Here is a 23,883-nt window from a genome sequence, read left to right as displayed (position 1 = left end):
GTGCGCGCTCAGGGCCGCCAGGACAGCCACGCCCCGTGTGGCTCGTAGTCGACGAGGTGGGTCGTCTTGACGCCGTCACCACTCCAGCGCTTCCAGTCCAGTTCCACCGACTCGCCGCCTGACAGGTCCCGCCGACCGGTGAGCCAGTGCAGCTGGCGCTCGGCCATTTGCGCTTCGAGCAACGCCGTCAGCGCCTCGCTCAGTTCCGCCGGGACCTGATACAGCACGAGCGTGTTGACGACACAGACCGGGACGTCGGACGGAATCTCGTCGAGGACCGGCGGCAGGTCATCGAGCATGTCGCCCTCGATAAGCTCGGGTGGGTCGTCGCGTGCAACCGTCAGCGCACCGTCTAAGACGGCGCGCCGTTCCTCGTGTTCGGGCCAGACAAGTGCGCGGAGCCAGTCCCTGTCGGCCTCGTCGGTCACGTCGAGCGGATTGCGGTCGAGACCGACCCGGGAGCGGATAGCGGGCGGCGTTTCCGGGAGCGGCGGGTCGCCACGTCGGACGCGACTCCCGATGGTGACTGGCGAGTCGCTGTTGCCGACCACACGACCGTCGTAGTCGTAGCGGTAGCGGTCAAACAGCAGGTTCAGGCCGGCGCTCGGACCGAGTTCCACCAGCGCGAGCGGCCCGTCGGCGGCGCTTGCCACCTGTGCGATGGCCGGGTAGAGGACCGCACTGCGCCGTACCGCGTTCGTCTGCGTGCGCCGGGTCCGCAGGAGCGGCCGGATGGCGTCGGCATGGTCGAGACAGAACTCGCGGAAGGCTGGAAAGCACCCGTCGTCAGGGGCCCGAGATTCCGGAGAGATGCTCGGGTAGTACTCGGCCAGCCGATGGTCAGGATGCCGGTCGAGCAGGTAATGCACTGCGGCCAGCAGGAGGTGCGGGGCCTGGCGACCCTCGGGAACGGTCGCTGCGATGTCGAGGATATCGCTGTCTTCCGCCGCCTCGCGGCAGAGGTGAGCGTACAGCGGGGAGGAGTCGGTGGCCCACTCAGCCAGGTCCCGAAACTGTGCCTGAAGCGCTGACATATCCTCGTGGAGACAGCACAGTGGTATCAGTGTTCGCCTCCGGAGAGTCAGCGTTTAGGCCGCGCAACTGGTAGAGCAGGCAATGAGTCTGGACCGTCCGGAGGCCGTCGAGCGGGTCGAAGAAATCGTCGCCACAGTCGAGGACGAGACGATGCCGGTCCCGGTCCGGGAGGTGTGGGTGTACGGCGACGTAGCGCTCGGGCTGGACCCGGTCGAGCGGTTGGACGTGTACGTCACCAAAGACATTCTGTTCAAAGACGCGCCCGAGCGCGCCGAGGAGTTCCAGCGCAGTCACGGCGTCGACGGCGTCGGCAAGACCGTCCGGGCCGCGTGGGCCGACGAGCACCCCGAGTACATTCGCGCGAACGCCAACGGCCACGCCGCCCCCGAGAAGTGCCTCGCCGCCCACCTCCTGAACGACGACGAACCGGTCCATCTGGAAGTGTGTAACGCCTCCTTCGAGGACAACGTCACCCAGCGGCTCAAAGGGGCCAAGATGCGAAACGACTACGAGCAGATTCTGGACCCGCGCGGAGCCTGCCTGTGGCTCGACGGCGAACGGTCCCCCGACGCGTTCCAGAAGCTCCGGGACAACGAGTTCGTCTTCCCCACACTAACGCAGTCGCTGTCGATGCTCGGGATGGACGAGACGGAAGCCGGCGACGCTGCCGACGCGGTCAAAGAGTACCGGGCACAGCAGGAGGGAGCGACGGTTCGGGGCGACGTGGTGTAGGCAGTAGGCAGTCACGGCCGGCTTTGGCAGACCGATTACTGCAACCACGGGGTGTCGACTGTTGAAAACTGATGTCCGCAGGCGGGGCATTCGACGAGCCGCGAGCCGCTCCCGCCGTCGGCGACCGCAGTGAACCGGCGGCTCCAGGTCACGTGACGGCACTCCGGACAGCGGCGGACGAGCGGTGGTATCATGGGAAGGCGCGAATCGACACGTGTCGTTCGTAGCCGTTCGCCTTGCAAGGGTCTGTCGGCGGTCGACATCGCTCTGGGCGAGGTCACGGGCATGGACACAGTCCATGACAACTACAACGCGAGTTTGAGCGTACAGAAAGGATACATCCGCGCCGATCGGAGCGTCTCGTATGAACCGAACGAGACGCGAGACACTGGGGCTGGTCGGGGGCCTCGCGGCGACCGTCCTCGGCGGCTGTCTCGCTCCCGGGGCTGGCGGCGACGGCGGCGCGACGACGCCAACGCCGCGAAACGGCACCGACCAGGGCACACCGACCGACACCGAGAACGAAACCCCGACCCGGACGCCAAACAGACTCCCCGCTGGCGTCAAGCGGGTCGACGCGCCGCCGTACGACACTGAGGAGCCCAGGTGCTCGGGAGACGGGCAGAACGAGGACTACGACCCGCTGTACCTCTGTGCCAACATGCCGGCCGAGCCGTCGCTGGCGTTCGACCAGCGGCCGGCGCGGGGAACGGTGTTTCGCGAGGAAGGGCTACAGTTCTCTCCCGGCGACGACAGCGGCGGAAACGGCAAACAGCTCTATGCGACGCTGTTGACCGGGCCCGACGATGTCGACAGACTCGACGACGAGAGGGACGAAATTCACGCGTTCGTTTCGGAGACGGACTTCGAGCGCCGGGCCGTCCTTGTCGTCCAGACCGGCTGGGGATCGGGGTCGATACTGCCCCATCTGAAACGCATCGAGGCGACCGACACCGGAATCCACGCCTTCGGCTGTTACACCCGGCCCTGCGTCTACACCGCCGATTACACCGCCCGCACAACGGTGGCACGGTTCGAGCGCCCAGACGCACTTGACAGCGGCGTCGTCAGCCTGACCGTCGACCCGTCGACGCGGTACAACGTGGCGACGGGCGAGGACGTGGTAACAATCGACCAGTCGAACTGACCCCGTGTTCTTTGCGACCTGCCGGTGAAGCGACAGCTATGGCAGCCCTCCTGATTCGAACCCTCCACGTGCTCGCGATGGCGGCCCTCGTCGGCGGCACGACCGTTCTCTGGTACAGCTATCGGAGCGGCGCTATTGCCTCGCTCGCGCCCGCGCAACAGTTTGAGTGGCTGTTCTGGGGCGGTGTCGGCGTACTCGTGTTCACCGGCATCGGGAACCTCGGCGCGCTCGGGCCGCCGGGTCCCGGAACCGACTGGGGACGTACACTGCTGGCGAAACTCGCCATCGTCGTTGTCCTCATCGGCGGGTCGGTCGTCCGTACGCTTTTGCTCGTCCGAGCCAGTGACCGCGAGGGCACGTTCGACGACCTACCCCCGGCCATTCAGCAAACGCTCTCGCGGGCCTACGGCGCGACAGCGGCCGTCCTCTTGAGCATCGTCGTCCTCGCGGAGGTCCTCGCGCATGGGTGAGAACCAGCGTGAGCGGGAAGCTATGGCGGAACGAGCGAGTGAGACCAAGCCAGCGCGCGACGCCAGACAGCGTTCTACGCGACCGGTGTCACTCGTGACGTGGACGCTCGCCACGTTCGACACCGCCCTGTTCGTCCTGCTCGGCGTCCTCGCCGCCCACGCGAGCGGTGGCCTCGCCGACCTGCTCGCCGGGCTGAACACCCTCGTCGGCGTCGCCGTCTTCTGCTATCTCTGGGCGCTGTTCGTCCTGGCCGTTCGGTGGGTCCACAGCCGGGTGCAGCTCGACTCGGCCGGAGTTGGCACACTCGCCCTCCACGGTACCGCTGCCGGGAGTGTCGCGGGCGTTGCGTTCCTGCTGGGACTGTTCACGGTGGTGCTCGTTCCAGCGCTACAGGGCGGCGGGGTCCGCCTCCAGTCGGTGCTGTTGGTCCTTCTCATCGGAGCCGGTGTCGCCGCTATCGTCGGCGGCGTCGTCGGCCTGCTCGCCAGCCTGCTGGATATCGCAGTCTACGGACTGGCAGGCTCTCTGCTGCCCGAAGCCGGGGGCGAGCGGGTCACGGAATCTCGCCGACGGTGACGAAGAACGGCACGGTCTCGTGGCGCTCGTAGGCCTCGTCCTGCATCTGCTCGACCACGTCGCGGCCCATCGACCGCCAGCGCTCCCGGAGCGCATCGTACTCGGCGGGCGTCGCCTCGCCGTTGAGAATCGTTTCGCGGTCGTGAGCCAGCCCGGTCCCGGTCGCCTTCCGCCGGGCGGCCTGCATCGCCGCGTCGTCGTAGGGTGGTTCGATTTGCTGCTCCTGGTCGTACTGTGTCGTCGAAACGACGGTCAGCTCCGCATCGCTGAACACGTCGGCGGCGTCACTACCGAGGGTCACGTCTGTCCGCACTCCATCGAGAAAAAGCCGGCGAGCGCGGCGGGCCAGCATGGGCTCCGCGTCGACGGTCGACTCAACGGTGACGGCAGCGTTGTTCGGCTCGATGGCAGCCACCCGGTCGGTGGCGACGCGGGCGAACTCCCGGACCGCGGCCTCGGGGTCGGGGAGGTTGATGAGCAGCGCCTGGCACACAACCAGGTCGAAGCTGTCGTCGTCGAAAGGGAGTTGCGTCGCGTCCCCGCAGACGGTCGGGTCGCCGGCGGCGGCCAGTAAGTCCGTATCGGCGTCGAGGCCGACGACCGTGCCGTCGGTCTCCTCGCGGAGGACACGGGTCAGTTCGCCGGTCCCACAGCCCACGTCGAGGACGCGCTCGCACTCGCCCAACTGCAGGTCTGAGAGCGCCTCGCGGGAGTCGGTCCACATCCCCCGGCGGGTGGTTTCGAGGTAGTCGGCGGAGAACCTGCGCACAGTTCCGCAGAGTCGAGTCGCCCTCAAAAGTACCGCGGTCGAAGGGCCTTATTCGCCGCGTAGTTCCTTGACGCGCTCGATGTTCCAGGCGAAGCTCTTGCCGTTCTCGGTCGGCGTCTCAAGCACCAGCGGTACGTCGCGGATAGCGTCGTGGTTGACGAACGCGCGCATGCCGTCCTCGCCGATGTGGCCCTCACCGATGTGGGCGTGTTCGTCCTTGTTCGTCCCGCACTCGTGTTTGGAGTCGTTGAGGTGAACGCAGGCGAGGTCCTCAACACCGACGACCTCGTCGAACTCCGCGAGCGTCTCGTCGACGGCCTCGGGTGTCGAGAGGTCGTAGCCCGCGGCGAACATGTGGGCCGTGTCGAGACAGAACTCGATATCCTGGTCCGTGCGTTCACGGACCGTCGCCAGATGCTCGAACTGGCCGCCGAGTTTCGTCCCGCTACCCGCATCAGACTCGACCAGCACCGTGACGCCCTCGGGGATGTCGAGGTCGTCCAGCACGCTCGCGGCGTTGTCGAGGCCGCCGTCGACACCCGCGCCGGTGTGGGCGCCGAGGTGGACGTTGACGTACTCGATGCCCAATTTCGCGGCGGCGTCGACCTCCTTCTGCATGGAGTCCAGTGACTTCTCCCGGAGGTCGTCTTTGGGCGTACAGAGATTGACCAGATACGACGAGTGGATGACCCACGGGCCGACGCCGTGGTCGGCTGCGAGGTCGCGGAACTGCTCGGCCTCGTCGTCGTCGATGTTCGGGTCCTGCCAGACCTGCGGCGAGTGTGAGAATATCTGTCCGCAGTTACCGCTGTACTCGACCTGTTCCTCGACGGCGTTGTAGACGCCGCCGGCGATAGAGGTGTGTGCCCCGACTCGTACCATGCACACCGGTCAGTGATGCCCGACAAAAGAGGTTCCGGAGTCAGAGCCACTCGCGGGCGGGCGGAATCACGCCGAGACTCGACGTAACGAGGTAGACGCCAAAGCCGATGAAAACGGCGGAGACGAGCAACGAAATCGGTGTTACATCTGCAAGCAGTGCGGACACGCCGGTAGCAATCAGGACGATTCCGATGCCGACCAGCATGAGCGTCCCGAGCGCGCCGAGCACCGCGTCCTCGGCTGCGACACGGACAATCGCGTACAGTTCTTCCTCAGAAAGCGCTGCGACGGTGCCGTCAGTTGCTGGAGGGTCGGTGGAGGTGTCGACAGGGTCGTCATCAGCGGGGGACGAGACCATGCCACCGCTTGGCCGGGATGTCACAAAACGGTGACGTAGGGCTGTTGTCACGACCGGCGGCCAGTCCATCCCTGTAGCCCCGTCATTGCAGACGTGCGGTCCGCAGTGGCGTGACTGTATAGTCTTATCAATAACCAACTAAACAGAGTGAAAGGAGTTCGATGGACCAGTAACCGACTTATAGCAACACACCTAATTTAGTAATAGCCAGATGACCGAATCACAGGCCGCAGTCGCGGACACACGCGAGTTCGAGTTCGTCTTGCAGTTCGACGCGGGAGCTGATAAGCTGATGGACGTGTTTCGGCAACACGAGAGCCTCTCTGTGTGGTCCTCGGCCATCTTCGTCGGTGACGACCATATGTGGCGACTCGACCACGCGAAAGGGACGCCGGAGGCCCTGAACGCGTTCGACGAGGTCTTTCTGGACGAAGACCGCTGTAACGAGTGTTTCGACGTCGTGAGCTGTGATACGACGCGAACCTACCACATGCTGGACCGCGGGGAGTCGTCACGGACAGTGTACACGTTGCGTCGTGAACTCAGCGGCTGTCAGTCGCTGCCGAGTTTCCTGCACCGGCACGTCAGCGAAGGCACTATCTTCGAATCCCGACGGACGGGCAACGAGTACCGCTGGCGCGTTCTCTATCCGGGGTCCAACCCCATCGGCGAGGTGTACGACAAAATCGAATCGAGCCTCCGCGATGGCGTCACACTCTCAGTGTCCCATATCACCAGTGCCGGAAACTGGAAGGCCACTGAGCGAGTCGCAACGAACTTCTCGCCCCAGCAGTGGCGGGTGCTCAAGGCCGCCGTGACCCACGGCTACTACGAGCGACCGCGGGAAGTCTCTGTCAAGGACCTCGCATCGATACTTGACGAGCCCCGGTCGACCGTGCAGTACCAGCTCCGGACTGCCGAGGACCGCATCGTCTCGCAGTTTGTCGAGGAAACCCTCTGAGAGCGGATTGCGCGAGCAGAAACGCTACTCGCTGGGACCCTATTCGAGGTCGAAGCGGTCGAGGCGCATCACCTTGTGCCACGCGTCGACGAAGTCATCGACGAGTTCGGCCTCGGCGCCGTCAGCGCCGTAGACTTCCGCAATGGCGCGCAGGCGAGAGTGTGACCCGAATATCAGGTCGACGCGGGACGCCGCCCACGTCTGTTCGCCCGTTTCTCGGTCGTACCCCTCGAAGACATCTTTCGACTCCGAGACGGGCTCCCACTCTGTATCCATACCGAGAACGACCTCGAAGAAGTCGTTTGTCAACGTTCCCGGTTCGTCGGTGAACACGCCAAGGTCGGAGTCCTGATACGTCGCACCCAGCGAGCGGAGCCCGCCAACCAGCACGGTCATCTCCTCTGGAGTCAGGTCCAGCAGGTCCGCTCTGTCCACGAGTAGCTCTTCGGCCGGCACGTCAACGTCGTCACGGGCGTAGTTCCGGAACCCATCGGCCCTCGGCTTGAGCGCCTCGAAGGAATCGACATCGGTCTGTTCCGGTGTCGCGTCTGTCCGGCCCGGTTCAAACGGCACCGTCACATCGTAGCCGGCGTCGGCCGCCGCCTGCTCGACGGCCGCGTTGCCGCCCAGCACAATCAGGTCTGCGAGTGAGACACGCGTGTCATCGGTCCGGGCGCTATTGAATTCCGCCTGAATCTCTTCGAGCGTGGCGAGGACCGTTTCGAGTTGGGCCGGTTCGTTGACCTCCCAGTTCTTCTGGGGTTCGAGTCGGATGCGTGCCCCGTTCGCGCCGCCGCGCTTGTCGCTGTCGCGGTAGGTCGATGCCGACGCCCAGGCAGTCTTCACGAGCTGGGAAACGGTGAGGTCCGTTTCGAGGATGTCCGTCTTGAGCTCGGCGACTTCCTCGTCCCCGATCAGGTCGTGGTCGACATCGGGTACGGGGTCCTGCCAGATCATCTCTTCGTCGGGGGCGTCCGGACCGAGGAACCGCTCGGGCGGGCCCATGTCGCGGTGGATAAGTTTGTACCACGCCCGCGCGAAGTTGATGCCGAACTCCATCGGGTTCTCCTGGAATCGCTCCATCACCTCGCGGTAGTCCGGGTCCCGCTTGAGCGCGATATCGGTCGTGAGCATCATCGGCGTCTGCTTTTCGGATGGGTCATGGGCATCTGGGACTGTATTCGCAAGTGCCTCGTCCGTCGGCGTCCACTGCCACGCCCCGCCGGGTCCTTTCTCGGGTTCCCACTCGTAGTCGAGGAGATTGTCGATGTATCCGTTGTCCCACTCTATCGGTGCCTGCGTCCAGGGGCCTTCGATACCACTGGTGATTGTATCGCCGGCCTTCCCGGAGCCGTAGTCGTTCTCCCAGCCCAGCCCCATCTGTTCGATTGGCGCGTCCTCGGGAACGTCGCCGAGGTTCTCCTCGGGGTCGTCGGCACCGTGGACCTTCCCGAACGTGTGGCCGCCAGCGATGAGTGCCGCCGTTTCCTCGTCGTTCATCGCCATCCGACCGAACGACTCGCGGATATTTTCCGCGGACGCGAGCGGGTCCGGGTTGCCGTTTGGCCCCTCTGGGTCCACGTAAATCAGCCCCATCACCGCAGCACCCAGAGGCTCTTTGAGTTCGCCGTCGTCAGTACGCCGCTCGGACTGATGGGCTTCCATCTCGTCTTCGGGCCCCCAGTCGACCGCTTCGTCGGGTTCGAACGCATCTTCGCGCCCGCCGGCCCAGCCGAACGTCTTGAGCCCCATCGATTCGATGGCGTGGTTGCCAGCCAGCACGATCAGGTCGGCCCACGAGAGCTTGCGGCCGTACTTCTTTTTGATTGGCCAGAGCAACCGACGCGCCTTATCCAGGTTCGCGTTGTCCGGCCAGCTATTGAGCGGTGCAAAGCGCTGGCGGCCACCGGACGCACCGCCGCGGCCGTCGGTGGTGCGGTATGTCCCGGCGCTGTGCCAGGCCATCCGAATGAACAGCGGCCCGTAGTGGCCGTAGTCAGCCGGCCACCAGTCCTGTGACGATGTCATCAGCTCTTCGAGGTCAGCTTTCACCGCGTCGAGGTCGAGTTCCTGAAATTCTTCAGCGTAGTCGAACCCTGCCCCCCGCGGGTCAGCATCACGCGCGTTCTGGTCGAGAATATCTAGACGCAGCTGGTTTGGCGACCAATCTTGGTCTCGTTTAGCCATCAACGAACACTTGCTGGGTGAAGGCATTAGCACTGTTTTTAGCATTAGACAAGATCTTGCCAGCGTACGATTCGATTGGGGTTCTTGCACTGAGAGAGTTAGTCCAGTATACCGCTCCCAAAGCGCTCAAAACGTAATTAAGCGAAACCTGCGAGCCGCCGTTCACTACTGAAATCTCCAAATAGCTCTCCGTGGGCCGCCCAAAGTGTTAGCGTATGCTAGCTTCTGCTGCACGGTTCGACCGTCCAGTGAGAGTTATAAAGCGACTTCGATACGATGGCCAATTCGTTTCACGACGTGGCCTCACCTCGTGACTACGGCAACGGAGTCAGCGGACTCGTCGCTGTGGAACCACAACCCCCGACCGTTCCGGAGTGGTATCATGGGGACCGTCGAATCCACTCGTCTGCATCGAACTTCTCTTCCGCGTGCTCGCGTGCGCGTGCAAGTTCGTCGTCCGTCCACGACCCCGCCGTCGCGTCGACCCACTCGGCCAGCGTCGAGCGGAGCGTCTCGACAGCCTCGGCACGGTCGATGTCGGCGTATTCGTCTATCGCTCCGACGCGCTCGGTGAACCGCTCCGAGTCGGGGTCGGCGGTGAAACAGCCGCAGTGGCGGTCGGGGCGCAGCGAGACGGACAGAGAGCCGTGCTGGATGACGGCGTCTTTCTGGCGGTACTGCGCGTTCCCGCTGAGTTTGCGGCCATCGGGACCGGCGATATCGTGGGCCGGATGGAGTTGCCGCAGGTAACAGGCCGGCTGGTGGACCGCCGACCGCTCGTCGTCGGCAAACGACGCGTCGACGCCCATGCGCTCGAACGCTTCGAGCACCGGCTCACAGAACTGCTCGTAGCACGCCATCAGGTCGCCCGGCACGGCCTCGGCCGGCGCGATGATGCCATAGGAGATGTCCGCCACGCTGTCGTGATAAATTGCGCCGCCACCGGTGGGCCGTCGCGTTACACCAACGTCCTCGCGCTCGCAGAACTCCCAGTCGATGGTGTCGGGGTCCTGCCCGTAGCCCAGCGACAGCGTATCGGGCCAGGTGTACACTCGCACCGTTGCCGGACCGCCCGCGGCGACGGTTTCGGCAGCGGCCGCTTCCAGTGCCATCGTCATCGGTCCGGGTCGTGTTTCCTCGCCGATGACGCGCCACTCCAGGTCGGCCAGTGACATACCCGGGCTTCGTGACGCGATGCGATATGAATTGCGGGCTAGCAGCGGGTGGAATGACTGACGGGGTCGTTGTTTATGCAAAGAGCCAGAAAGCCCCGGCCGGCTGAACTCGGGGGGCTCGCTGCGCTCCTTGTCACTCCCTCCGGTCGTTCCTGTGGTGCTTACATCGCCCGCCTTCGTCCAGCCGCCCACCGGGAGACCTGCGGTCTCCCGAGCAGTCGGCGCACAGCGCCGACAACGCCCCTTTCAGTCCCGCCCAGCATTCTTTGTCCAACCGGCTACGGGTGGGACTGAAAGGGGCCGCTCGCTCGACGTTCGAGGCGATGCAAGCACTGACGAGCGACGTTGAGGAGCGAGGAAGCGCGCAGCGAGTCGCAGGAGTCGAGCGAGCGGGGGCTTTCTGGCTGTACAAACACCCGTTCCAATCACGAGAGCGACAGAAGTGGGTCCTAGCCCTGGACGTTCCCGCAGTCGGTACAGGTCAGTTCGAACCGACCGTCGGCGAGGGCGACGCTCTGGGTGGTTTCCGTGTCGCACTCTGGACAGTGCGCTCTCGATTCGATGGCGTCCCAGTCGTGGGTCGCGCCGGGCGCGCCAAAGGCCCAGCCGATGACGCGCTCGTCGCCGGAGTTGTACCCTTCCTGAAACTCGCCGGGCTCGAAGCGAATCAGTTCGCCGCCCGAAACATCGACTTCCTCGCGGTCGAGGCCGACCTCGAAGGTGGTCTGTCCCTGTTCGATGTAGAACACCTCTTCCTGGTCGTGGTGGCGGTGGAGGCTCCCCGAGAAAGAGTCGCCGGGTTCGAGTTCGAAGTAGTTTGCCGCGAAATGCTCGGTCCCGAGTGTCCGGGAGACAGGCTTGCGGATGTCGTGTACCTGCATCGGATTCCGTTCGACCGGTACGTCGTCGATAGTTACTGTGTTCATGATCGGTGTTGTCCTGAGTCGGGCTACCGCTGGCCCCTGTGATGCGTTCGCAATCCAGCATTAGAAGGCACTGTTCCGGAGTTTATAGTTTTTCGGGACAGCATACGGTAGGCAACCGCTCCGACAGTTCCCGCGCAGAGCGGACTACGCCGTCGATGCGGGACGCTGTTCGAGTATGTCAGCCATCACGCGGGCCTCAGCTTTCCGGAGGTGTTCAGCGGCAGTTCCGGGTGCACAGCCGAGTTCATCGGCGACATCGTCGACGCCGCCTTCGCGAGTGTCGCCGTAGTACCCACAGTCGACGGCGGCGGCGACGGCCTCGAACTGCCGGTCGGTGAGCGCCGCGCCGGTGTCGAGCCGCCGGCTGTCGTACTCCCCCACCTCCCGAACGTCGACGGAGACGCCGTCTGGCACCGTCTCGACTGCCTGCTGGACCGTCCCGCCCGGACCGACCAGCGTGAGTCCGACCGTGCCATCGGTGCGGTATGCGACCGGCGAGACGATGACTAGACCGGCCCGCGTGAGGGCGTCGACGAGGTCGTGACCGGTCGCCGACGGCGAATCCTGTACGTAGAGGAAGAACGTCTCGTCGGGACACGTCGAGATAGCATATTCCCGGACGGTTTCGGCCTGTTCCAGCGCCACTCGGTAAGGCTCCGGCGGGAAGCCGTCGACGTGAAACAGCAGCGTCTGGAGGTCGGTACCGATGTCGTTGCCCCGGAGGAGATAGCTCGCCTCGTAGCCGTCGTGCTCAACGACGAACTGGTGCATCGAGTGGCGGACCTCAGGGGCCATCCACAGCGAGAGCGTGACGTATTTCATACCTGGTTGTTCCGAGCAGTATTTAAAATAACCTCGGGCATGAGGGGACAGGTCGAGGGACGCAAACGCCGAACGCACGGTCACGGAGATGGCCCAGACAGTCCACCGAACCGACGATGTCCATCCGCTTATCGAGCCGATCGCCGACCACATCCTTTCCACCGAACGCCACGAGAACGCCCCGGCTGCTGTCATCCGTGCTGACGAGGTCCAGACCGTCCTCTCGACGCTTCGAACCGAGGCCGGTCTGGACCACTGCGCCTGCGTCACAGCCCAGGAGTACGCCGACCGGTTCGAGACGATCTATCACCTGCGACGCTACGCCGACCCGACACAGGAACTCTCGGTCGTCGTCCAGACGCCCAGAGACTCGCCAAGCAGCGAGTCAGCCGTGCCCGTGTATCCGACGGCAGCGTGGCACGAGCGGGAGGCGTACGATTTGGTCGGTATCGAGTACGAAGACCATCCCGACCTCCGGCGGATTCTCCTGCCCGAGACCTGGCAGGGCCACCCACTGAGCCGGGACTACAATCAAGACCAGCCACAAATCGTCTCCTTCCGCGAACACGAGCGCCTGCTTGAAGACCACCGTGCGGGACCGGAGACGATGCACATCAACATGGGGCCACACCACCCCTCGACACACGGCGTCTTGCACTTGAACGTCCAGCTCGATGGCGAGCAGGTAGCGGCCGTCGACCCTGACATCGGCTACATCCATCGCTGTGAAGAGCAGATGTGTCAGCAGGGCACCTACCGCCACCAGATAATGCCGTACCCGGACCGCTGGGACTGGGGCGGGGCCGGCCTGCTGAACGAGTGGGCGTACGCCCGTGCGGCCGAGGCCCTCGCGGACATCGAGGTGCCGGCGTACGCCCAGGTGATCCGGACGATGGGCGGCGAACTCTCACGCATCCTCTCGCATATGCTCGCGGTCGCGACCTACGCGCTCGACGTGGTCGGGGAGTTCACCGCCACCTTCCAGTGGGGGGTCCGGGACCGCGAACTCGTGCAGGATATCCTCGAAGACCTCACCGGCCAGCGGCTGATGTTCAACTACTTGCGGCTGGGTGGTGTCGCCTGGGACTTGCCCGAACCTCGCGAGGCGTTCTTCGAGAAGATACGTGCGTTCCTCGACGATCTGCCCCATAAGCTCACTGAGTACCACGACATGCTCACCAGCAACGAGATCCTCCAGCTACGGACGATTGACACGGGCCACCTCTCGGCCGAGACCGCGAAGGCCTACGGCTGTACCGGCCCGGTCGCCCGAGCGTCCGGCGTCGACTACGACCTTCGTCGGGACGACCCATACGGCTACTACGACGAACTTGACTGGTCGGTCGTCACCGAACAGGGCGGCGACAACTTCTCGCGCCTGCTCGTGCGCCTGCGCGAAGTAGAGGAATCGGCGAAGATTATCGGCCAGTGCGTCGACCTGCTGGAGGACTGGCCCGAGGACGACCGCGAGATACAGGCAAACGTCCCCCGCACGCTCCGGCCAGACCCTGACACCGAAATCTACCGCGCCGTCGAGGCCGCGAAAGGCGAACTTGGCATCTACATCCGTTCTGATGGGACGGAGACGCCGGCGCGGTTCAAGATTCGCGGCCCCTCCTTCTCACACGTGCAGGCACTGTCCGAGATGGCTCGCGGTGAATACGTGCCAGACCTCGTCGCGACAATCGGCAGTCTTGACACAATCATGGGCGAGGTCGACCGATAGGCCGGCACCCATCTGCGACGACCACAGCCAGTGAGTTTTGTACGCCGGGCACGTACGACCGATGATGACTGAACAAGCGACATTCGCGGGCGGTTGCTTCTGGTGTACGGAATCGGTGTTCAAGCAGATCGACGGGGTGACCGATGTGGTTTCGGGCTACGCCGGCGGCCACGTCGCTGACCCCAGCTACGAGGCGGTCTGCCGCGAGGAAACGGGCCATGCCGAGTGCGTACAGCTCACCTACGACCCCGAGGAGGTGAGCTACGAGGACCTGCTCGCGGTCCACTTCACAACGCATACCCCGACGACGAAAGACCGGGAAGGCAACGACGTTGGCACGCAGTACCGCTCGGCTGTGTTCTACCACGACGAGGCTCAGCGCGAAACTGTCGAAGCCCTCATCGAGGAGATAGAGCCGGGCTACGACAGCGATATCGTCACCGAAGTCGAGCCGCTGGAGACATTCTATCCCGCCGAGGAGTATCACCAGGACTACTTCGAAAAGAACCCGGACCAGAGTTACTGTCAGTTGACCATCCCGCCGAAAATCGAGAAGCTCAAACAGAAACACGCGGAATTGCTGGCATGAGCTTCGAGTACACGACGGAAGTCGAGGTCCGGTACACGGACATCGACACGTACGGCCACGTCAACAACGCGACGTATGCGACCTACTTCGAGGAGGCTCGCATCGACTACCTGCACGACGTGGTCAACTGTGGCGAAGCGCTGCTCTCGGGCAGCGAGTCGGGCACCGGAATGGTCATCGCAAACCTCGAAGTCGATTACATCCAGCCGGTCCAGATCAGTGACTCAGTCGCCGTTGCCGTCCGGGTTCCACGACTGGGTGAGAAGAGCTTCCCCTTCGAGTATGAGGTCCGGACCGAAGATGGGGTGGCTGCGACCGGGGAAACAACCGTCGTCACATACGATCGCGACACGGAATCCTCGCGCCCGATTCCCGAAGACTGGCGGGACGCGATCACGAAATTCGAGGGGCTGTAGCCACAGCCGATAGCGAGAACCATCCATTTTGCTCCGTCCAACGTAGAAACCGTCGGGCCGACCGGTGGTTTTACTTTTTATCCAGATGTTGTACTGAAAACATATGGAATATAGTACCGACCTCGGACGGCGCGTCCTCCTCACCCTCGCGGGCGTCGCACTCCTCCTCGTGGTCGGGCTCGTCCTGTCCCAGTTCCTTCCGACGCTCGTGTTTACCGTCTTTCTGTACTATGCCAGCCGACCGATTTATCGACGGCTCGGACGGCTTCCGCTGCCCAAGTCGTTCCTGAAGCGGGCCGTCCCCTACCAGAAGCAGGTCCATGCGGCCGCCACGATTTTCTTCTTTCTGTTGCCGTTTGTGGTTCTGGTCGGCTACACGCTCGTCCTCGTTATCCCTGAGCTACAGTCGTTCTTCGGCGAGGGTGGCCTGGGTGCGGCGTACCTCTCACAGTTTCAGGAGCTGCAGGGTGGCTCGCCGCCGGGACCGCTCGCTGACCTCGGCTTCTCAGAGGTGCTGGCAATGGGGCCGGCTGAGGTGATCGACCTGTTGCGAAACGCGACAGTCCAGTCGTGGCTGGGACGAGTCTCTGATACGCTCATTGGATCGTTGAGTCTGCTCACGTCGCTACTGCTTCGCGTGTTCATCATGTTCGCTGGAACGTACTACCTGCTTACCGACGGACCGCGGCTTGTCGGCTGGTTTCTCGACACCTTCGACGGGTCGGGTGTCCTTCGCGAGTACGCGGCGGCAGTCGACGAGGAACTGTCTTCAATTCTCTTCGGAAATATCCTGAACGCACTGGTGACCGGCGTCATCGGGATTTTCGTGTTCTCGCTGTACAATCTGGTCGCTCCCGGCTCAGTACAGATTCCGTTTGCGCCACTTGTCGGCGCACTCACCGGCATCGGCAGCCTCATTCCCGTGGTCGGGATGAAAATCGTCTACCTGCCCGTCGCTGTGCTGCTTGCGGTCTCCGCGGTCGTCACGGGGCAGACGGCGGCCCTGGCCTGGGTTGCCCTCTTCCTCGTGGTCACACTGGTCGTCGTCGACACTATCCCGGATTTCCTGATTCGGCCGTACGTCAGTGGCGACCTGACCCACGTCGGCCTGTTGATGTTCGCGTACATCCTCGGTCCCATCGCCTTTGGCTTCTACGGCATCTTTTTGGGTCCGATGCTGCTGGTCCTTGCCGCCCAGTTCTTCCGGATTATTGTCCCCTACATCATTACGGGCACAGTCGAAACGACACAGACGTCGCTCTCCGAATACGACTCCGGGGAGTCGTAACTGCTACCCGTTCCTGAGTCGGGCGCTGGCAGTCCCGAAGTCGAGACAGCGACTGTCTACCGACGAATCGATTCGGTCGAGCCACCGTAGCTCCATCACCGAGAGGCGGTAGTGACACGTCGATGGCTCGGCCTGTTGCCAGTAGAGGTACCGGACGTCGGGTACTGGTTCGGCCTCGTCGTATGCCGCTGGGAGGTCGTGGGTTTCGAGATCTGACATCGGTTCCGGGCCCGGTGTCTCGACGGGTGTGAAGATAACGCCAACGCTACCGAGGAAGACGACATTCACAACGAGGACCAGCGCAAGGATGGCGCTGAGATACTGTGTCTGTTGCCGGTCCCGAAACACTGTCGCAACCATCCCGAGCCCGATTGCGACGAACGCAAGCCCCGGAATGAGGTCTGTGTAGCCACCGGTCTCGAAATCAACGAACAGTATCAGAAACACAAACCACGCTGCGCCGACCGGAATCCACCATTCGGTGCGTCCGACAACACCGTCAGTACCAGTGAAACAGTGTCGAGCGGTGTGAGCGAGGCCAAGTCCACCAAGCACGACGAACGGTGACGCCCATTTGAAGTGGACAACACCGGCCACAAACCGAGCGAGCAACGACGCGTGTTCCTCCGTCTGTAACGGGACGAGGAAAACCTGAACGACCATCTCCGAGGCCGAATGCCACAGGAGAAACACCGGCAGCAACATGACGATGGTAAAACCGAGGCCACCGGCGACGACACGCTCAAGCGCCCGCATGTCGCGCCGCTGGACCGCTAAACCGACCAAAATCAGCGGGAAGATGGCTCCTGCCTGCCAGTATCCCACGCTGGCTGCCGCAGCCACACCGCTCAGTGCCGGGTAGCCACGCGTGTACAGATATATCGCTAGTAGCCCACAGAGAACGAGAAGATATTTCGCTTTGAACCCATACGCCGGACGGACAGCAAACCCCGGCAACAGGAACATCGACAGACCAGCCAGCGGCGCAACGATATCGTCGCCAGTGATGTCGTAGACGAGCATCACAACGAGTGCAACGATTGCACACACCGCGCCGCTCATCAGCACCACGCTGAGGAGGTGGAGGCGATACATATCGCCGCCAGATAGCAACGCCAGTACCCCAGTCGTCTCGTAGGACAGCGGCAACTTCGGTTCCCAGGCATCGACGTACAACCGGCCACCATGTGTCAGATACCAGCCGAGATGCTCGAAGATTCCAGCGTCGGGTGCCATGGGTGGTCGAGTAGAATCGAGTGTGATTGTCACGAAAAAGTACAACTGTGTGCCAACGGCGAACAGCACTGGAAACGCGAGCCGTCTATCGTGGGGTCGAAGAGCAAGCGAACGAAGCAGATCCCTGAGCTGGTCTTTGTTTCGTCTGCTCACACGGTTTGTTTGTGTTCAGGTGAGCAAAAGTATAGACTAATTTAGAACATGTGCAGTAGCTGAAAGCAGTCACTGTTCGCATTACATATACAGTCACCGTGGTTAGGATTGTATTTGTAGATTGCTGTGTAGCTCGCAACCCATTTCAGACACAGTTCGTATGAATAGCTACAACCGTTCAGAGACCGCTTTCGTGCGTACTCAGTCCTAGTTTGAGTACGGAACGGTGGTACAGCAGTGATGCCCGGTCAATAGTACTGTTATATCGAACGTGTACTCATGTGGGTTAAACTTCCCCTACTCGGCGTGATGGCGTCGCAGGCACTGTTTCGGTCCCGAAGCAGCGAAAGCAAGTGTCGTATCAGAGTAGTTAGATACCGAATATTGGAACTGGTATATTTTGCCCAAGCGAACTCCAGTCTATCACGAGCGCGCTGCCTTCTTGGATTTAATTAAACACGGCGACGGCGACGGCGACTGTGTTTGAAATGCCAATCGGTACAGAACTTCCGTACGGAGCCGTACCAGTACTTCACGGAACTGGACCCGCTTGCACAACAGACGGTACTGATCGGCACATCGACAGTCAGGTAGCAAACCAAGAGCGGCGAGGACAAAGCTCAATTTAGTATAGCAATTACCAGTTTATCGGCGCCATTCACCGAACGCGTCGGCCTTTTACGAGTACGCCGAGTAGAGGGACCTAATGGTCCAGAACGTGGCTTCAGTGATGGCGGAGCTGGAACCCGAGGACTTCCATCTGCTCTCTGGCGTCGAACAGGGGATGCGGTTCTCGGAGTACGTCGCCCGCGAGAAGTTGACCGAGTTCTCCCGGCTGACGACAGAAGATGTCGACTACCGGCTTGACCGGTGTGCGGACCGGGGACTGGTCGAGCGAAAAACCATCCAGTACGAAGGGTTCAAACTCACTTTTGAAGGGTACGATACGCTTGCGCTGCATACCTTTGCTGAGCGAGACACAATTGAAGGAGTGGGATCGCCGCTGGGCGTCGGCAAGGAGAGCGACGTGTACGAGGCCCAGTCGTACAAACCGGTGGCGCTGAAATACCACCGCGAGGGGTACACCAATTTCCGCGAAGTGATGAAAGAACGAGAGTACACCGCCGACCGAGACCATGTCTCCTGGCTCTACACCGCCCGGAAGGCCGCCGAGCGGGAGTACGATGCCCTCGAGACGCTGTATCCGAACGTGTCGGTCCCACAGCCAATCGACACGAACCGCCATGCGATTGTCATGGAGAAAATAGATGGCGTCGAGCTCTCCCGAACGAAACTCGAAACAGCACAGGTACTACCGATTCTGGATCTCGTGCTTGAGGAGATGCAGACGGCCTACCGCGAAGGGTACGTCCACGCGGACATGAGCGAGTACAACGTCTTCGTCACGAACGAGGGTGTCGTCGTCTTCGACTGGCCACAGGCAGTCCCGACCGACCACGAAAACGCCCGGGAACTGCTAACTCGCGATGTCGAGAACATCGTGAGCTACTTCGAACGAAAATATCCGCAGGAAATCAGCAACGTCGACAGGGACGCAGTCGCCGAACGGCTGGCGACCGACGCGTTCGATTCGATAACCGAATTTACTGACTAGCGGCGTTTTGGCCGCTAATTGCTCTCTTCTGGCGGTTCACAGACGACTCGGAGCTGGGCCGATCGTCGCTCGGATAAATCCTATAATGCGATATCAAATTAGACAAACCGTGCTGGCCGGGTCGATTCGAGACAGCGGTGATGGAGGCGAGTCTTTGCCGGTAGCGAGGCTGAGTGCTGTGCGACGGACCCACTTCGTTGGACAGCAGGTTCGAATGTTCCAGATGTACCGACGCTCCGCAGATTGGATTAGGCCATCCTAAAAACCACAGACGTTATATATTGTTAGGTAGCCCTAAAACACATGGCAGACGACGGTACTGAGTGCGGGGCACAAACGGGGGGAGACCCACGCAAGGAACGATGGCGGGACGCTTCGTATTGTCCAGACCCATCGACACCGCCTGCGTGGTACCAACATATGCCGCGGGCGATATCCCGAGGTCCCACCGACGAGCTGTTGCTCGCCCGCCCGTGCTCTGCCGGAACCATGGGGGGCGTCTGCCTGATGGGTGGCAATGGTGGTGGGGTTGGGGGGCCAAACGATGAATGAACGCCCGCAACGGTCGCGCGCTCGACTGTGGGCATGGGCCTACGCGGTGGTCTTCGAGGCCGGTAAGCGGTCGACAGGGGAGCTGACGACCGATACGCCCACAGCAAACCACGGGGACGGAACGGATTCGTCGGAGCGATGAGCACGGCACCGGAGTACCTGTTGGCTATCTATATCGCACAGCACCGGAGCGAACCGCCTGTTTCGCCGGGGGAGTTGGGAGAGATGCTCGACCGGTCTCCGGCAGCGGTGACGGAGATGTGTCAGCGACTTTCGGAAGACGGTCTCGTGTCCTACAAGCCCTACGACGGGGTGACACTGACCGAACCAGGACGCGAGAAAGCCGCGGAGTTGCACGAGACGTACGTGACCGTCTCGTGGTTCTTTCGGGGTGTGCTGGACCTCGACGACCACGAGACAGAAGCGATGGAGCTGGCCGGTCTAGTCAGTCCGATAGTTGCCAAGCGGCTGGCGGCCACACTGCCCTGTGACGCCGGGGAAAGTACACGGGGGCTCGCCGATTCAAACACGACGGCCTCCGATAGAGACACTGTTTGAGGGGCTATATCGATCAAGACCTGTTTTAGGCGGTGCGAAAAAGTAACAGAAGACGTATAATAAAATTTCGGATGGCCAAAATTCGGGCTGTTGATGGCCTAAAATTCAGTATTTTAGGACCCCAAAAACACCATATTTATGACATTATGGTGCGTAGGTAGAACTGTCATGAGCGTAGAAGGACTCGAACGACAGACGCGTAACTACTTGAGCAATAACGTCCCGCAGATCCAGCAACACGGCGGCAACTTCGAGGTCCGCGAGGTCGACGAGAGCAAAGGCACGGCTACCGTCGCTATCGGCGGCGCGTGTTCGGGATGTGGCATCGCTCCGATGACGATGAAGGCAATCGAGCAGCGACTCCCCGAGAGTGTCGACGGGCTCGAAGATGTCGAAGTCGTCCGCTCCGGCGGGCCGCGCGCCGCGGTCATGCCCTCGAAGACCGACGATATGGAGGAGATGGACGAGTACGAAGATTACAGCCCGCCGTTCTGAGCGCCCGTTCGTATTTGGAGCGCAACTGCCCGCGCTTTCCCCGGTACCGACCGGGACACAGTTTTATCGACGGCAAATAGCGTTCACTGGCAAGGAGATATCGGAGAACCGGTCGGAGGCCAGACACCGACACAGTCCAACCGGCGGTGAAAGTCGCCCGTGGAGTCTGCGTCGGTTCTATTGAGTGTGTCCCCAGACCGTCGCTCTCCGGTGGTGTCACCCGACTTCGGTAGCTTGAGGGCCGGTATGCTATAAGTGTGTGGGACGGCAACACAATACATAACTCTCGAGGTCAACGTGAATGCCTTATGACGCAGATACCGATACGAGTACAGTATCGCGACGGCGCGTCCTCAAGACGGCGGGCGCGTCGGCGGTGGTGGCGTTCGCCGGCTGCAACGCCGGAAGCGACGGAGCAGAGCAGGGTGAAAGCGGGGGCGAGCAGAGCCTCGACCCAGTTCGGGAACGGGCGGAGGTTGCCGTCGACGACATCCAGGAGGGCGGGACACTCAGGTTCGGCCTCGGAGCGGGTATCGACTCCTTCGACCCGTCTTACAGCACCAGTGCGCCGGCCGGAAACGTCCACGGACTCGTCTACGAGGGCCTCATCACACAGGACGCTGCGGGGACCGTGTACCCGTGGCTCGCGCGGACGTGGGAACGGGTAGAGGTCCAAGAGGTCGAAGACGGAGCCTACGAGCCGTACATGGTGTCGGCGGAGACGGACGACGAGGGGAACCTCGTCGCCGACGACCAGATCATCATCAGGAACCCTGACGCCGGCGAGGTGCTGACCGTCAACGAAGCGCCGGACGCGGTTGAAGACGGTACCTATGGGATTCAGTACCAGGCCGACCTCCACGAGGGCGTCACCTTCCACAACGGCGAGGAAATGACCGCAGAGCACGTCGCCCGCTCGTATGAGGTGCTTGAGAACTCCGCGATTTCGGCCCAGACCTTCGACTCGTTCCTCTACGCCGAGGCTGTCGATGACTACACCGTCAACATCTACGGGCAGGAGCCAGACGCCGAGGCCGACAGTCAACTCCCACCGACGGTGTACCCCATGGCGCACATCGAGGACTACCCCGATACCGCCGCGGACCCGCGCAACGACCTGACGCCTATCGGGACCGGTCCCTTCGAGTTCGAGTCCTACGAGGCCGAACAGCGCGCCCAGTTCAGCACGTTCGACGACTACTGGCTGGACGACCTCGGCCTCGACGCGCTGGAGTGGTGGGACGGCCCAGAGGGGTTCCCGACGAGCCCAGTCGTCGACGATGTCACGGTCTCCATCGTTACCGACGACGCGACCCGTGCGGCCGCGCTCAACAACAACGAGATAGACCTCACCTATGGCCTCACGAGCGACACCTACAGCGAGTACCGGAGTTCGGAGGAGTACCGGCTCAGCGTGACCAACGCCGGGGCGTACAATTTCCTGCAGTACCCTGTCACGGTCTCGCCGTGGGACGACCCCCGCATCCGCCGGGGCGTCAATCAGTTGATTCCACGCGCCCAGATCGCCGAGAATATCTATAACGGGTACCGGAATCCGGCCTACACGCCACTGCCAGAGTTGGCCGCTGCGGAAGGGTCGGCTGACTACGACGCGCTGGTGGAGGAACTGCGCCCGGAGACCGAACAGAACACCGAGGCCGCGACCGAACTGCTGGGGGAGGCCGTCGACGACCTCGGCGTCGAGACACCAATCGAGGCGACCATCGAGACCAACACCTCCGACGACCGGGTGCGCGAAGCCGAACTCATCGCACAGGTGATGAGCAACACGGAGTTTTTCGACATCGGCGTCGAGACCTTCGAGTTCACGACCTTCGTCCAGCGCATCCTCGGCCCGGAGTACTACCAGCAGGGCAACATCGTCCTCATCGGCCTCTCGGGGACGTTCAACCCCGGGAGCTTCTACGACGCCGTCAACTCCATCGACAACTTCGGCCAGTGCTGTAACTTCCAGCGGGTCGATACGCCCGACCTCGACGAGATCGCAACGGAAGCGCGGTTCTCGGTCGAGGCTGTCGAGGACCCCGCGTTCCGCGGGGAACAGTACGACCAGGTGTGGCGCGGACTCATCGAGCAGGCCCCGAACAGCTACACCGTCTTCGGAACGAACGTCTCGTCGCTGTCAACCGACTACGTCGGGCACAACACGTACACGTTCTCGGGCGGGATTCTCCCCTACGGACTGCACGACCCGACGGACCAGCAGGTCGCGTATCTGGACCGGGAGTGAGTCAGTACGATGAGCCTCAGACGATTCATCGCGGTTCGCGTGGCCGCGACGGTGCCGATACTGTTTGGCGTCTCGGTGCTTACCTTCGCGCTGGTCCACCTGACGCCGGGGGACCCCATCGACCAGATGGTTGCACTGAACCCCCAGATTTCGGCGGCTGAGGAGGCAGCGATACGCGCCAGATACGGCCTCGACGGCCCTGTCTGGCAGCAGTATCTCACATGGATAGGTAACGTTCTGCAGGGCGACCTCGGCACGGTCATCAGCGTCGACCAGCCGGTCCTGCCCTACATCATGGCCCGGCTCCCCGAAACCATCGCGCTGGGGCTGTTCGGCTGGGCCATCGCGTTGCTGATCTCCATCCCGACCGGTATCTACGCTGCGGTGAACAAGGATACGCTGGGCGACGACCTCTCGCGGGTGTTCGCCCTTTCGGGCATCTCGCTGCCGAACTTCTGGCTCGGCCTGATGCTCATCCTCGTGTTCGCGCTCTGGCTCGACCTGTGGCCGGTGCTGGCTCCGGACAGGCCGCTACTCTCGCCTGAGATGCTGTGGTATCTCGTCCTCCCGGGCGTCACCATCGGGACAGCGTCGTCGGCGACGCTGATGCGCGTGATGCGGTCGTCGATGGCCGAAGAAATGAACAAGCAGTACGTCACGGCGGCGCGGGCGAAGGGGCTTCCGGAGCGGACAGTCGTGTTGAAACACGTCCTGCGGAACTCGCTCATTTCCGTGACCACTATTGCCGCGTTCCTGACCGCGAGTATCTTCGCCGGTTCCGTCGTCGTCGAGCAGGTGTTCGCCTGGCCCGGCCTGGGCCGGGCCTTCGTCGGCGCTATCGTCGGCCGCGAAGTCGACCTCATTATGGCGATTACGCTGTTTACCGGTGTGACGATCATCCTGGCAAACTTGCTCGCAGACATTGCGTACGCGCTGTTAGACCCACGAATCCGCTATGACTGA

24 protein-coding genes are annotated in these 23,883 nt (G+C 62.5%); 15 read left to right on the top strand and 9 right to left on the bottom strand.

What is annotated here, in order from left to right:
* Positions 1-8 precede the first annotated feature (8 nt).
* Positions 9-1,034 (bottom strand): DUF2332 domain-containing protein, encoded by a 1,026-nt coding sequence (locus tag G9C82_RS12310; protein ID WP_127014238.1) that lies wholly within the window; start codon positions 1,032-1,034, stop codon positions 9-11.
* 82 nt (positions 1,035-1,116) lie between these two features.
* On the opposite strand from G9C82_RS12310, the gene G9C82_RS12305 reads away from it, so the two are divergent.
* The 4 genes from G9C82_RS12305 to G9C82_RS12290 all read left to right on the top strand — a co-directional run bounded on the left by G9C82_RS12305 (position 1,117) and on the right by G9C82_RS12290 (position 3,961).
* Positions 1,117-1,767: a hypothetical protein gene (locus G9C82_RS12305; protein ID WP_004591112.1), complete on the top strand. Its 651-nt coding sequence runs from the start codon at positions 1,117-1,119 to the stop codon at positions 1,765-1,767.
* Between the two features lie 364 nt (positions 1,768-2,131).
* Positions 2,132-2,914, top strand: coding sequence for a hypothetical protein (locus tag G9C82_RS12300; RefSeq protein ID WP_121302500.1), 783 nt, complete (start codon positions 2,132-2,134; stop codon positions 2,912-2,914).
* Positions 2,915-2,952: 38 nt separating this feature from the next.
* The gene (locus G9C82_RS12295; RefSeq protein WP_004958275.1) at positions 2,953-3,384 is read left to right on the top strand and encodes a CopD family protein; all 432 of its coding nucleotides are present in this window, start codon (positions 2,953-2,955) and stop codon (positions 3,382-3,384) included.
* A complete protein-coding gene (locus G9C82_RS12290; RefSeq protein ID WP_127014237.1) occupies positions 3,377-3,961 on the top strand; it encodes a hypothetical protein in 585 nt (194 codons plus the stop codon). The genes G9C82_RS12295 and G9C82_RS12290 overlap by 8 nt, the downstream gene beginning before the upstream one ends.
* Here the strand turns inward: G9C82_RS12290 and G9C82_RS12285 are convergent.
* The 3 genes from G9C82_RS12285 to G9C82_RS12275 all read right to left on the bottom strand — a co-directional run bounded on the left by G9C82_RS12285 (position 3,939) and on the right by G9C82_RS12275 (position 5,970).
* On the bottom strand, positions 3,939-4,685 hold the full coding sequence (locus G9C82_RS12285; protein ID WP_127014445.1) for a class I SAM-dependent methyltransferase: 747 nt from the start codon (positions 4,683-4,685) through the stop codon (positions 3,939-3,941). The genes G9C82_RS12290 and G9C82_RS12285 overlap by 23 nt on opposite strands.
* 93 nt (positions 4,686-4,778) lie before the next feature.
* The gene (locus tag G9C82_RS12280; protein ID WP_007188693.1) at positions 4,779-5,612 is read right to left on the bottom strand and encodes a deoxyribonuclease IV; all 834 of its coding nucleotides are present in this window, start codon (positions 5,610-5,612) and stop codon (positions 4,779-4,781) included.
* Positions 5,613-5,652: 40 nt separating this feature from the next.
* The gene (locus G9C82_RS12275; RefSeq protein ID WP_004958282.1) at positions 5,653-5,970 is read right to left on the bottom strand and encodes a hypothetical protein; all 318 of its coding nucleotides are present in this window, start codon (positions 5,968-5,970) and stop codon (positions 5,653-5,655) included.
* A 211-nt stretch (positions 5,971-6,181) separates the two neighbouring features.
* Here G9C82_RS12275 and G9C82_RS12270 point away from each other — a divergent pair, with 211 nt between their 5' ends.
* Positions 6,182-6,931, top strand: a complete 750-nt coding sequence (locus G9C82_RS12270) for a helix-turn-helix domain-containing protein (protein WP_127014236.1) — start codon at positions 6,182-6,184, stop codon at positions 6,929-6,931.
* Between the two features lie 39 nt (positions 6,932-6,970).
* On the opposite strand, the gene katG is transcribed toward G9C82_RS12270, so the two are convergent.
* The 4 genes from katG to G9C82_RS12250 form a co-directional block, all read right to left on the bottom strand.
* Entirely contained in the window at positions 6,971-9,118 is a 2,148-nt protein-coding gene (gene katG / locus G9C82_RS12265) for a catalase/peroxidase HPI (RefSeq protein ID WP_127014235.1), read from the bottom strand.
* 380 nt (positions 9,119-9,498) lie between these two features.
* The gene (locus G9C82_RS12260; RefSeq protein WP_127014234.1) at positions 9,499-10,293 is read right to left on the bottom strand and encodes a biotin/lipoate A/B protein ligase family protein; all 795 of its coding nucleotides are present in this window, start codon (positions 10,291-10,293) and stop codon (positions 9,499-9,501) included.
* Between the two features lie 449 nt (positions 10,294-10,742).
* Positions 10,743-11,219, bottom strand: coding sequence for a cupin domain-containing protein (locus G9C82_RS12255; protein ID WP_014041206.1), 477 nt, complete (start codon positions 11,217-11,219; stop codon positions 10,743-10,745).
* 144 nt (positions 11,220-11,363) lie between these two features.
* Entirely contained in the window at positions 11,364-12,041 is a 678-nt protein-coding gene (locus G9C82_RS12250) for a helix-turn-helix domain-containing protein (protein WP_127014233.1), read from the bottom strand.
* Between the two features lie 88 nt (positions 12,042-12,129).
* Here G9C82_RS12250 and G9C82_RS12245 point away from each other — a divergent pair, with 88 nt between their 5' ends.
* From G9C82_RS12245 to G9C82_RS12230, 4 genes are all read left to right on the top strand, one after another.
* A complete protein-coding gene (locus G9C82_RS12245; RefSeq protein ID WP_127014232.1) occupies positions 12,130-13,767 on the top strand; it encodes an NADH-quinone oxidoreductase subunit D in 1,638 nt (545 codons plus the stop codon).
* A 64-nt stretch (positions 13,768-13,831) separates the two neighbouring features.
* Complete coding sequence (gene msrA, locus G9C82_RS12240; RefSeq protein WP_049944603.1) at positions 13,832-14,356, top strand: peptide-methionine (S)-S-oxide reductase MsrA; 525 nt, start codon at positions 13,832-13,834, stop codon at positions 14,354-14,356.
* Positions 14,353-14,772 (top strand): thioesterase family protein, encoded by a 420-nt coding sequence (locus G9C82_RS12235; protein WP_127014231.1) that lies wholly within the window; start codon positions 14,353-14,355, stop codon positions 14,770-14,772. The genes msrA and G9C82_RS12235 overlap by 4 nt, the downstream gene beginning before the upstream one ends.
* A 103-nt stretch (positions 14,773-14,875) precedes the next feature.
* Positions 14,876-16,060: an AI-2E family transporter gene (locus G9C82_RS12230; protein WP_011223996.1), complete on the top strand. Its 1,185-nt coding sequence runs from the start codon at positions 14,876-14,878 to the stop codon at positions 16,058-16,060.
* Positions 16,061-16,063: 3 nt separating this feature from the next.
* Here G9C82_RS12230 and G9C82_RS12225 read toward each other — a convergent pair whose 3' ends face one another.
* Positions 16,064-17,296 carry a DolP-mannose mannosyltransferase gene (locus G9C82_RS12225; protein ID WP_127014444.1) on the bottom strand — a complete coding sequence of 411 codons (1,233 nt, stop codon included), beginning with the start codon at positions 17,294-17,296 and terminating at the stop codon, positions 16,064-16,066.
* An 859-nt stretch (positions 17,297-18,155) separates the two neighbouring features.
* Here G9C82_RS12225 and G9C82_RS12220 point away from each other — a divergent pair.
* The 6 genes from G9C82_RS12220 (at position 18,156) to G9C82_RS12195 (ending at position 23,883) form a co-directional block, all read left to right on the top strand.
* Positions 18,156-19,064: a serine/threonine-protein kinase RIO2 gene (locus tag G9C82_RS12220; protein ID WP_004958314.1), complete on the top strand. Its 909-nt coding sequence runs from the start codon at positions 18,156-18,158 to the stop codon at positions 19,062-19,064.
* 544 nt (positions 19,065-19,608) lie between these two features.
* Positions 19,609-19,758 carry a hypothetical protein gene (locus G9C82_RS12215; RefSeq protein WP_164734765.1) on the top strand — a complete coding sequence of 50 codons (150 nt, stop codon included), beginning with the start codon at positions 19,609-19,611 and terminating at the stop codon, positions 19,756-19,758.
* Entirely contained in the window at positions 19,755-20,174 is a 420-nt protein-coding gene (locus tag G9C82_RS12210) for a metal-dependent transcriptional regulator (RefSeq protein ID WP_004958315.1), read from the top strand. Before G9C82_RS12215 ends, G9C82_RS12210 begins: the two co-directional genes overlap by 4 nt.
* 168 nt (positions 20,175-20,342) lie before the next feature.
* Positions 20,343-20,669, top strand: a complete 327-nt coding sequence (locus G9C82_RS12205; protein WP_004958317.1) for a NifU family protein — start codon at positions 20,343-20,345, stop codon at positions 20,667-20,669.
* Positions 20,670-20,970: 301 nt separating this feature from the next.
* Positions 20,971-22,920 (top strand): ABC transporter substrate-binding protein, encoded by a 1,950-nt coding sequence (locus G9C82_RS12200; protein WP_127014230.1) that lies wholly within the window; start codon positions 20,971-20,973, stop codon positions 22,918-22,920.
* A 9-nt stretch (positions 22,921-22,929) separates the two neighbouring features.
* Entirely contained in the window at positions 22,930-23,883 is a 954-nt protein-coding gene (locus G9C82_RS12195) for an ABC transporter permease (RefSeq protein WP_127014229.1), read from the top strand.

This window comes from Haloarcula sp. R1-2, from assembly GCF_011627385.1.
Classification (GTDB): domain Archaea; phylum Halobacteriota; class Halobacteria; order Halobacteriales; family Haloarculaceae; genus Haloarcula; species Haloarcula marismortui.
The sequence above is the reverse complement of the archived record's forward strand: the minus strand, read 5'-3'. Positions and strand labels throughout refer to the sequence as shown.

What these genes read in the sequence shown, in the direction of transcription:
- G9C82_RS12310 (WP_127014238.1), bottom strand. Translation starts at nt 1,034, where the DNA reads ATGTCAGCGCTTCAGGCACAGTTTCGGGACCTGGCTGAGTGGGCCACC.
- G9C82_RS12305 (WP_004591112.1), top strand. Translation starts at nt 1,117, where the DNA reads ATGAGTCTGGACCGTCCGGAGGCCGTCGAGCGGGTCGAAGAAATCGTC.
- G9C82_RS12300 (WP_121302500.1), top strand. Translation starts at nt 2,132, where the DNA reads ATGAACCGAACGAGACGCGAGACACTGGGGCTGGTCGGGGGCCTCGCG.
- G9C82_RS12295 (WP_004958275.1), top strand. Translation starts at nt 2,953, where the DNA reads ATGGCAGCCCTCCTGATTCGAACCCTCCACGTGCTCGCGATGGCGGCC.
- G9C82_RS12290 (WP_127014237.1), top strand. Translation starts at nt 3,377, where the DNA reads ATGGGTGAGAACCAGCGTGAGCGGGAAGCTATGGCGGAACGAGCGAGT.
- G9C82_RS12285 (WP_127014445.1), bottom strand. Translation starts at nt 4,685, where the DNA reads ATGTGGACCGACTCCCGCGAGGCGCTCTCAGACCTGCAGTTGGGCGAG.
- G9C82_RS12280 (WP_007188693.1), bottom strand. Translation starts at nt 5,612, where the DNA reads ATGGTACGAGTCGGGGCACACACCTCTATCGCCGGCGGCGTCTACAAC.
- G9C82_RS12275 (WP_004958282.1), bottom strand. Translation starts at nt 5,970, where the DNA reads ATGGTCTCGTCCCCCGCTGATGACGACCCTGTCGACACCTCCACCGAC.
- G9C82_RS12270 (WP_127014236.1), top strand. Translation starts at nt 6,182, where the DNA reads ATGACCGAATCACAGGCCGCAGTCGCGGACACACGCGAGTTCGAGTTC.
- katG (WP_127014235.1), bottom strand. Translation starts at nt 9,118, where the DNA reads ATGGCTAAACGAGACCAAGATTGGTCGCCAAACCAGCTGCGTCTAGAT.
- G9C82_RS12260 (WP_127014234.1), bottom strand. Translation starts at nt 10,293, where the DNA reads ATGTCACTGGCCGACCTGGAGTGGCGCGTCATCGGCGAGGAAACACGA.
- G9C82_RS12255 (WP_014041206.1), bottom strand. Translation starts at nt 11,219, where the DNA reads ATGAACACAGTAACTATCGACGACGTACCGGTCGAACGGAATCCGATG.
- G9C82_RS12250 (WP_127014233.1), bottom strand. Translation starts at nt 12,041, where the DNA reads ATGAAATACGTCACGCTCTCGCTGTGGATGGCCCCTGAGGTCCGCCAC.
- G9C82_RS12245 (WP_127014232.1), top strand. Translation starts at nt 12,130, where the DNA reads ATGGCCCAGACAGTCCACCGAACCGACGATGTCCATCCGCTTATCGAG.
- msrA (WP_049944603.1), top strand. Translation starts at nt 13,832, where the DNA reads ATGACTGAACAAGCGACATTCGCGGGCGGTTGCTTCTGGTGTACGGAA.
- G9C82_RS12235 (WP_127014231.1), top strand. Translation starts at nt 14,353, where the DNA reads ATGAGCTTCGAGTACACGACGGAAGTCGAGGTCCGGTACACGGACATC.
- G9C82_RS12230 (WP_011223996.1), top strand. Translation starts at nt 14,876, where the DNA reads ATGGAATATAGTACCGACCTCGGACGGCGCGTCCTCCTCACCCTCGCG.
- G9C82_RS12225 (WP_127014444.1), bottom strand. Translation starts at nt 17,296, where the DNA reads ATGGCACCCGACGCTGGAATCTTCGAGCATCTCGGCTGGTATCTGACA.
- G9C82_RS12220 (WP_004958314.1), top strand. Translation starts at nt 18,156, where the DNA reads ATGGTCCAGAACGTGGCTTCAGTGATGGCGGAGCTGGAACCCGAGGAC.
- G9C82_RS12215 (WP_164734765.1), top strand. Translation starts at nt 19,609, where the DNA reads ATGAATGAACGCCCGCAACGGTCGCGCGCTCGACTGTGGGCATGGGCC.
- G9C82_RS12210 (WP_004958315.1), top strand. Translation starts at nt 19,755, where the DNA reads ATGAGCACGGCACCGGAGTACCTGTTGGCTATCTATATCGCACAGCAC.
- G9C82_RS12205 (WP_004958317.1), top strand. Translation starts at nt 20,343, where the DNA reads ATGAGCGTAGAAGGACTCGAACGACAGACGCGTAACTACTTGAGCAAT.
- G9C82_RS12200 (WP_127014230.1), top strand. Translation starts at nt 20,971, where the DNA reads ATGCCTTATGACGCAGATACCGATACGAGTACAGTATCGCGACGGCGC.
- G9C82_RS12195 (WP_127014229.1), top strand. Translation starts at nt 22,930, where the DNA reads ATGAGCCTCAGACGATTCATCGCGGTTCGCGTGGCCGCGACGGTGCCG.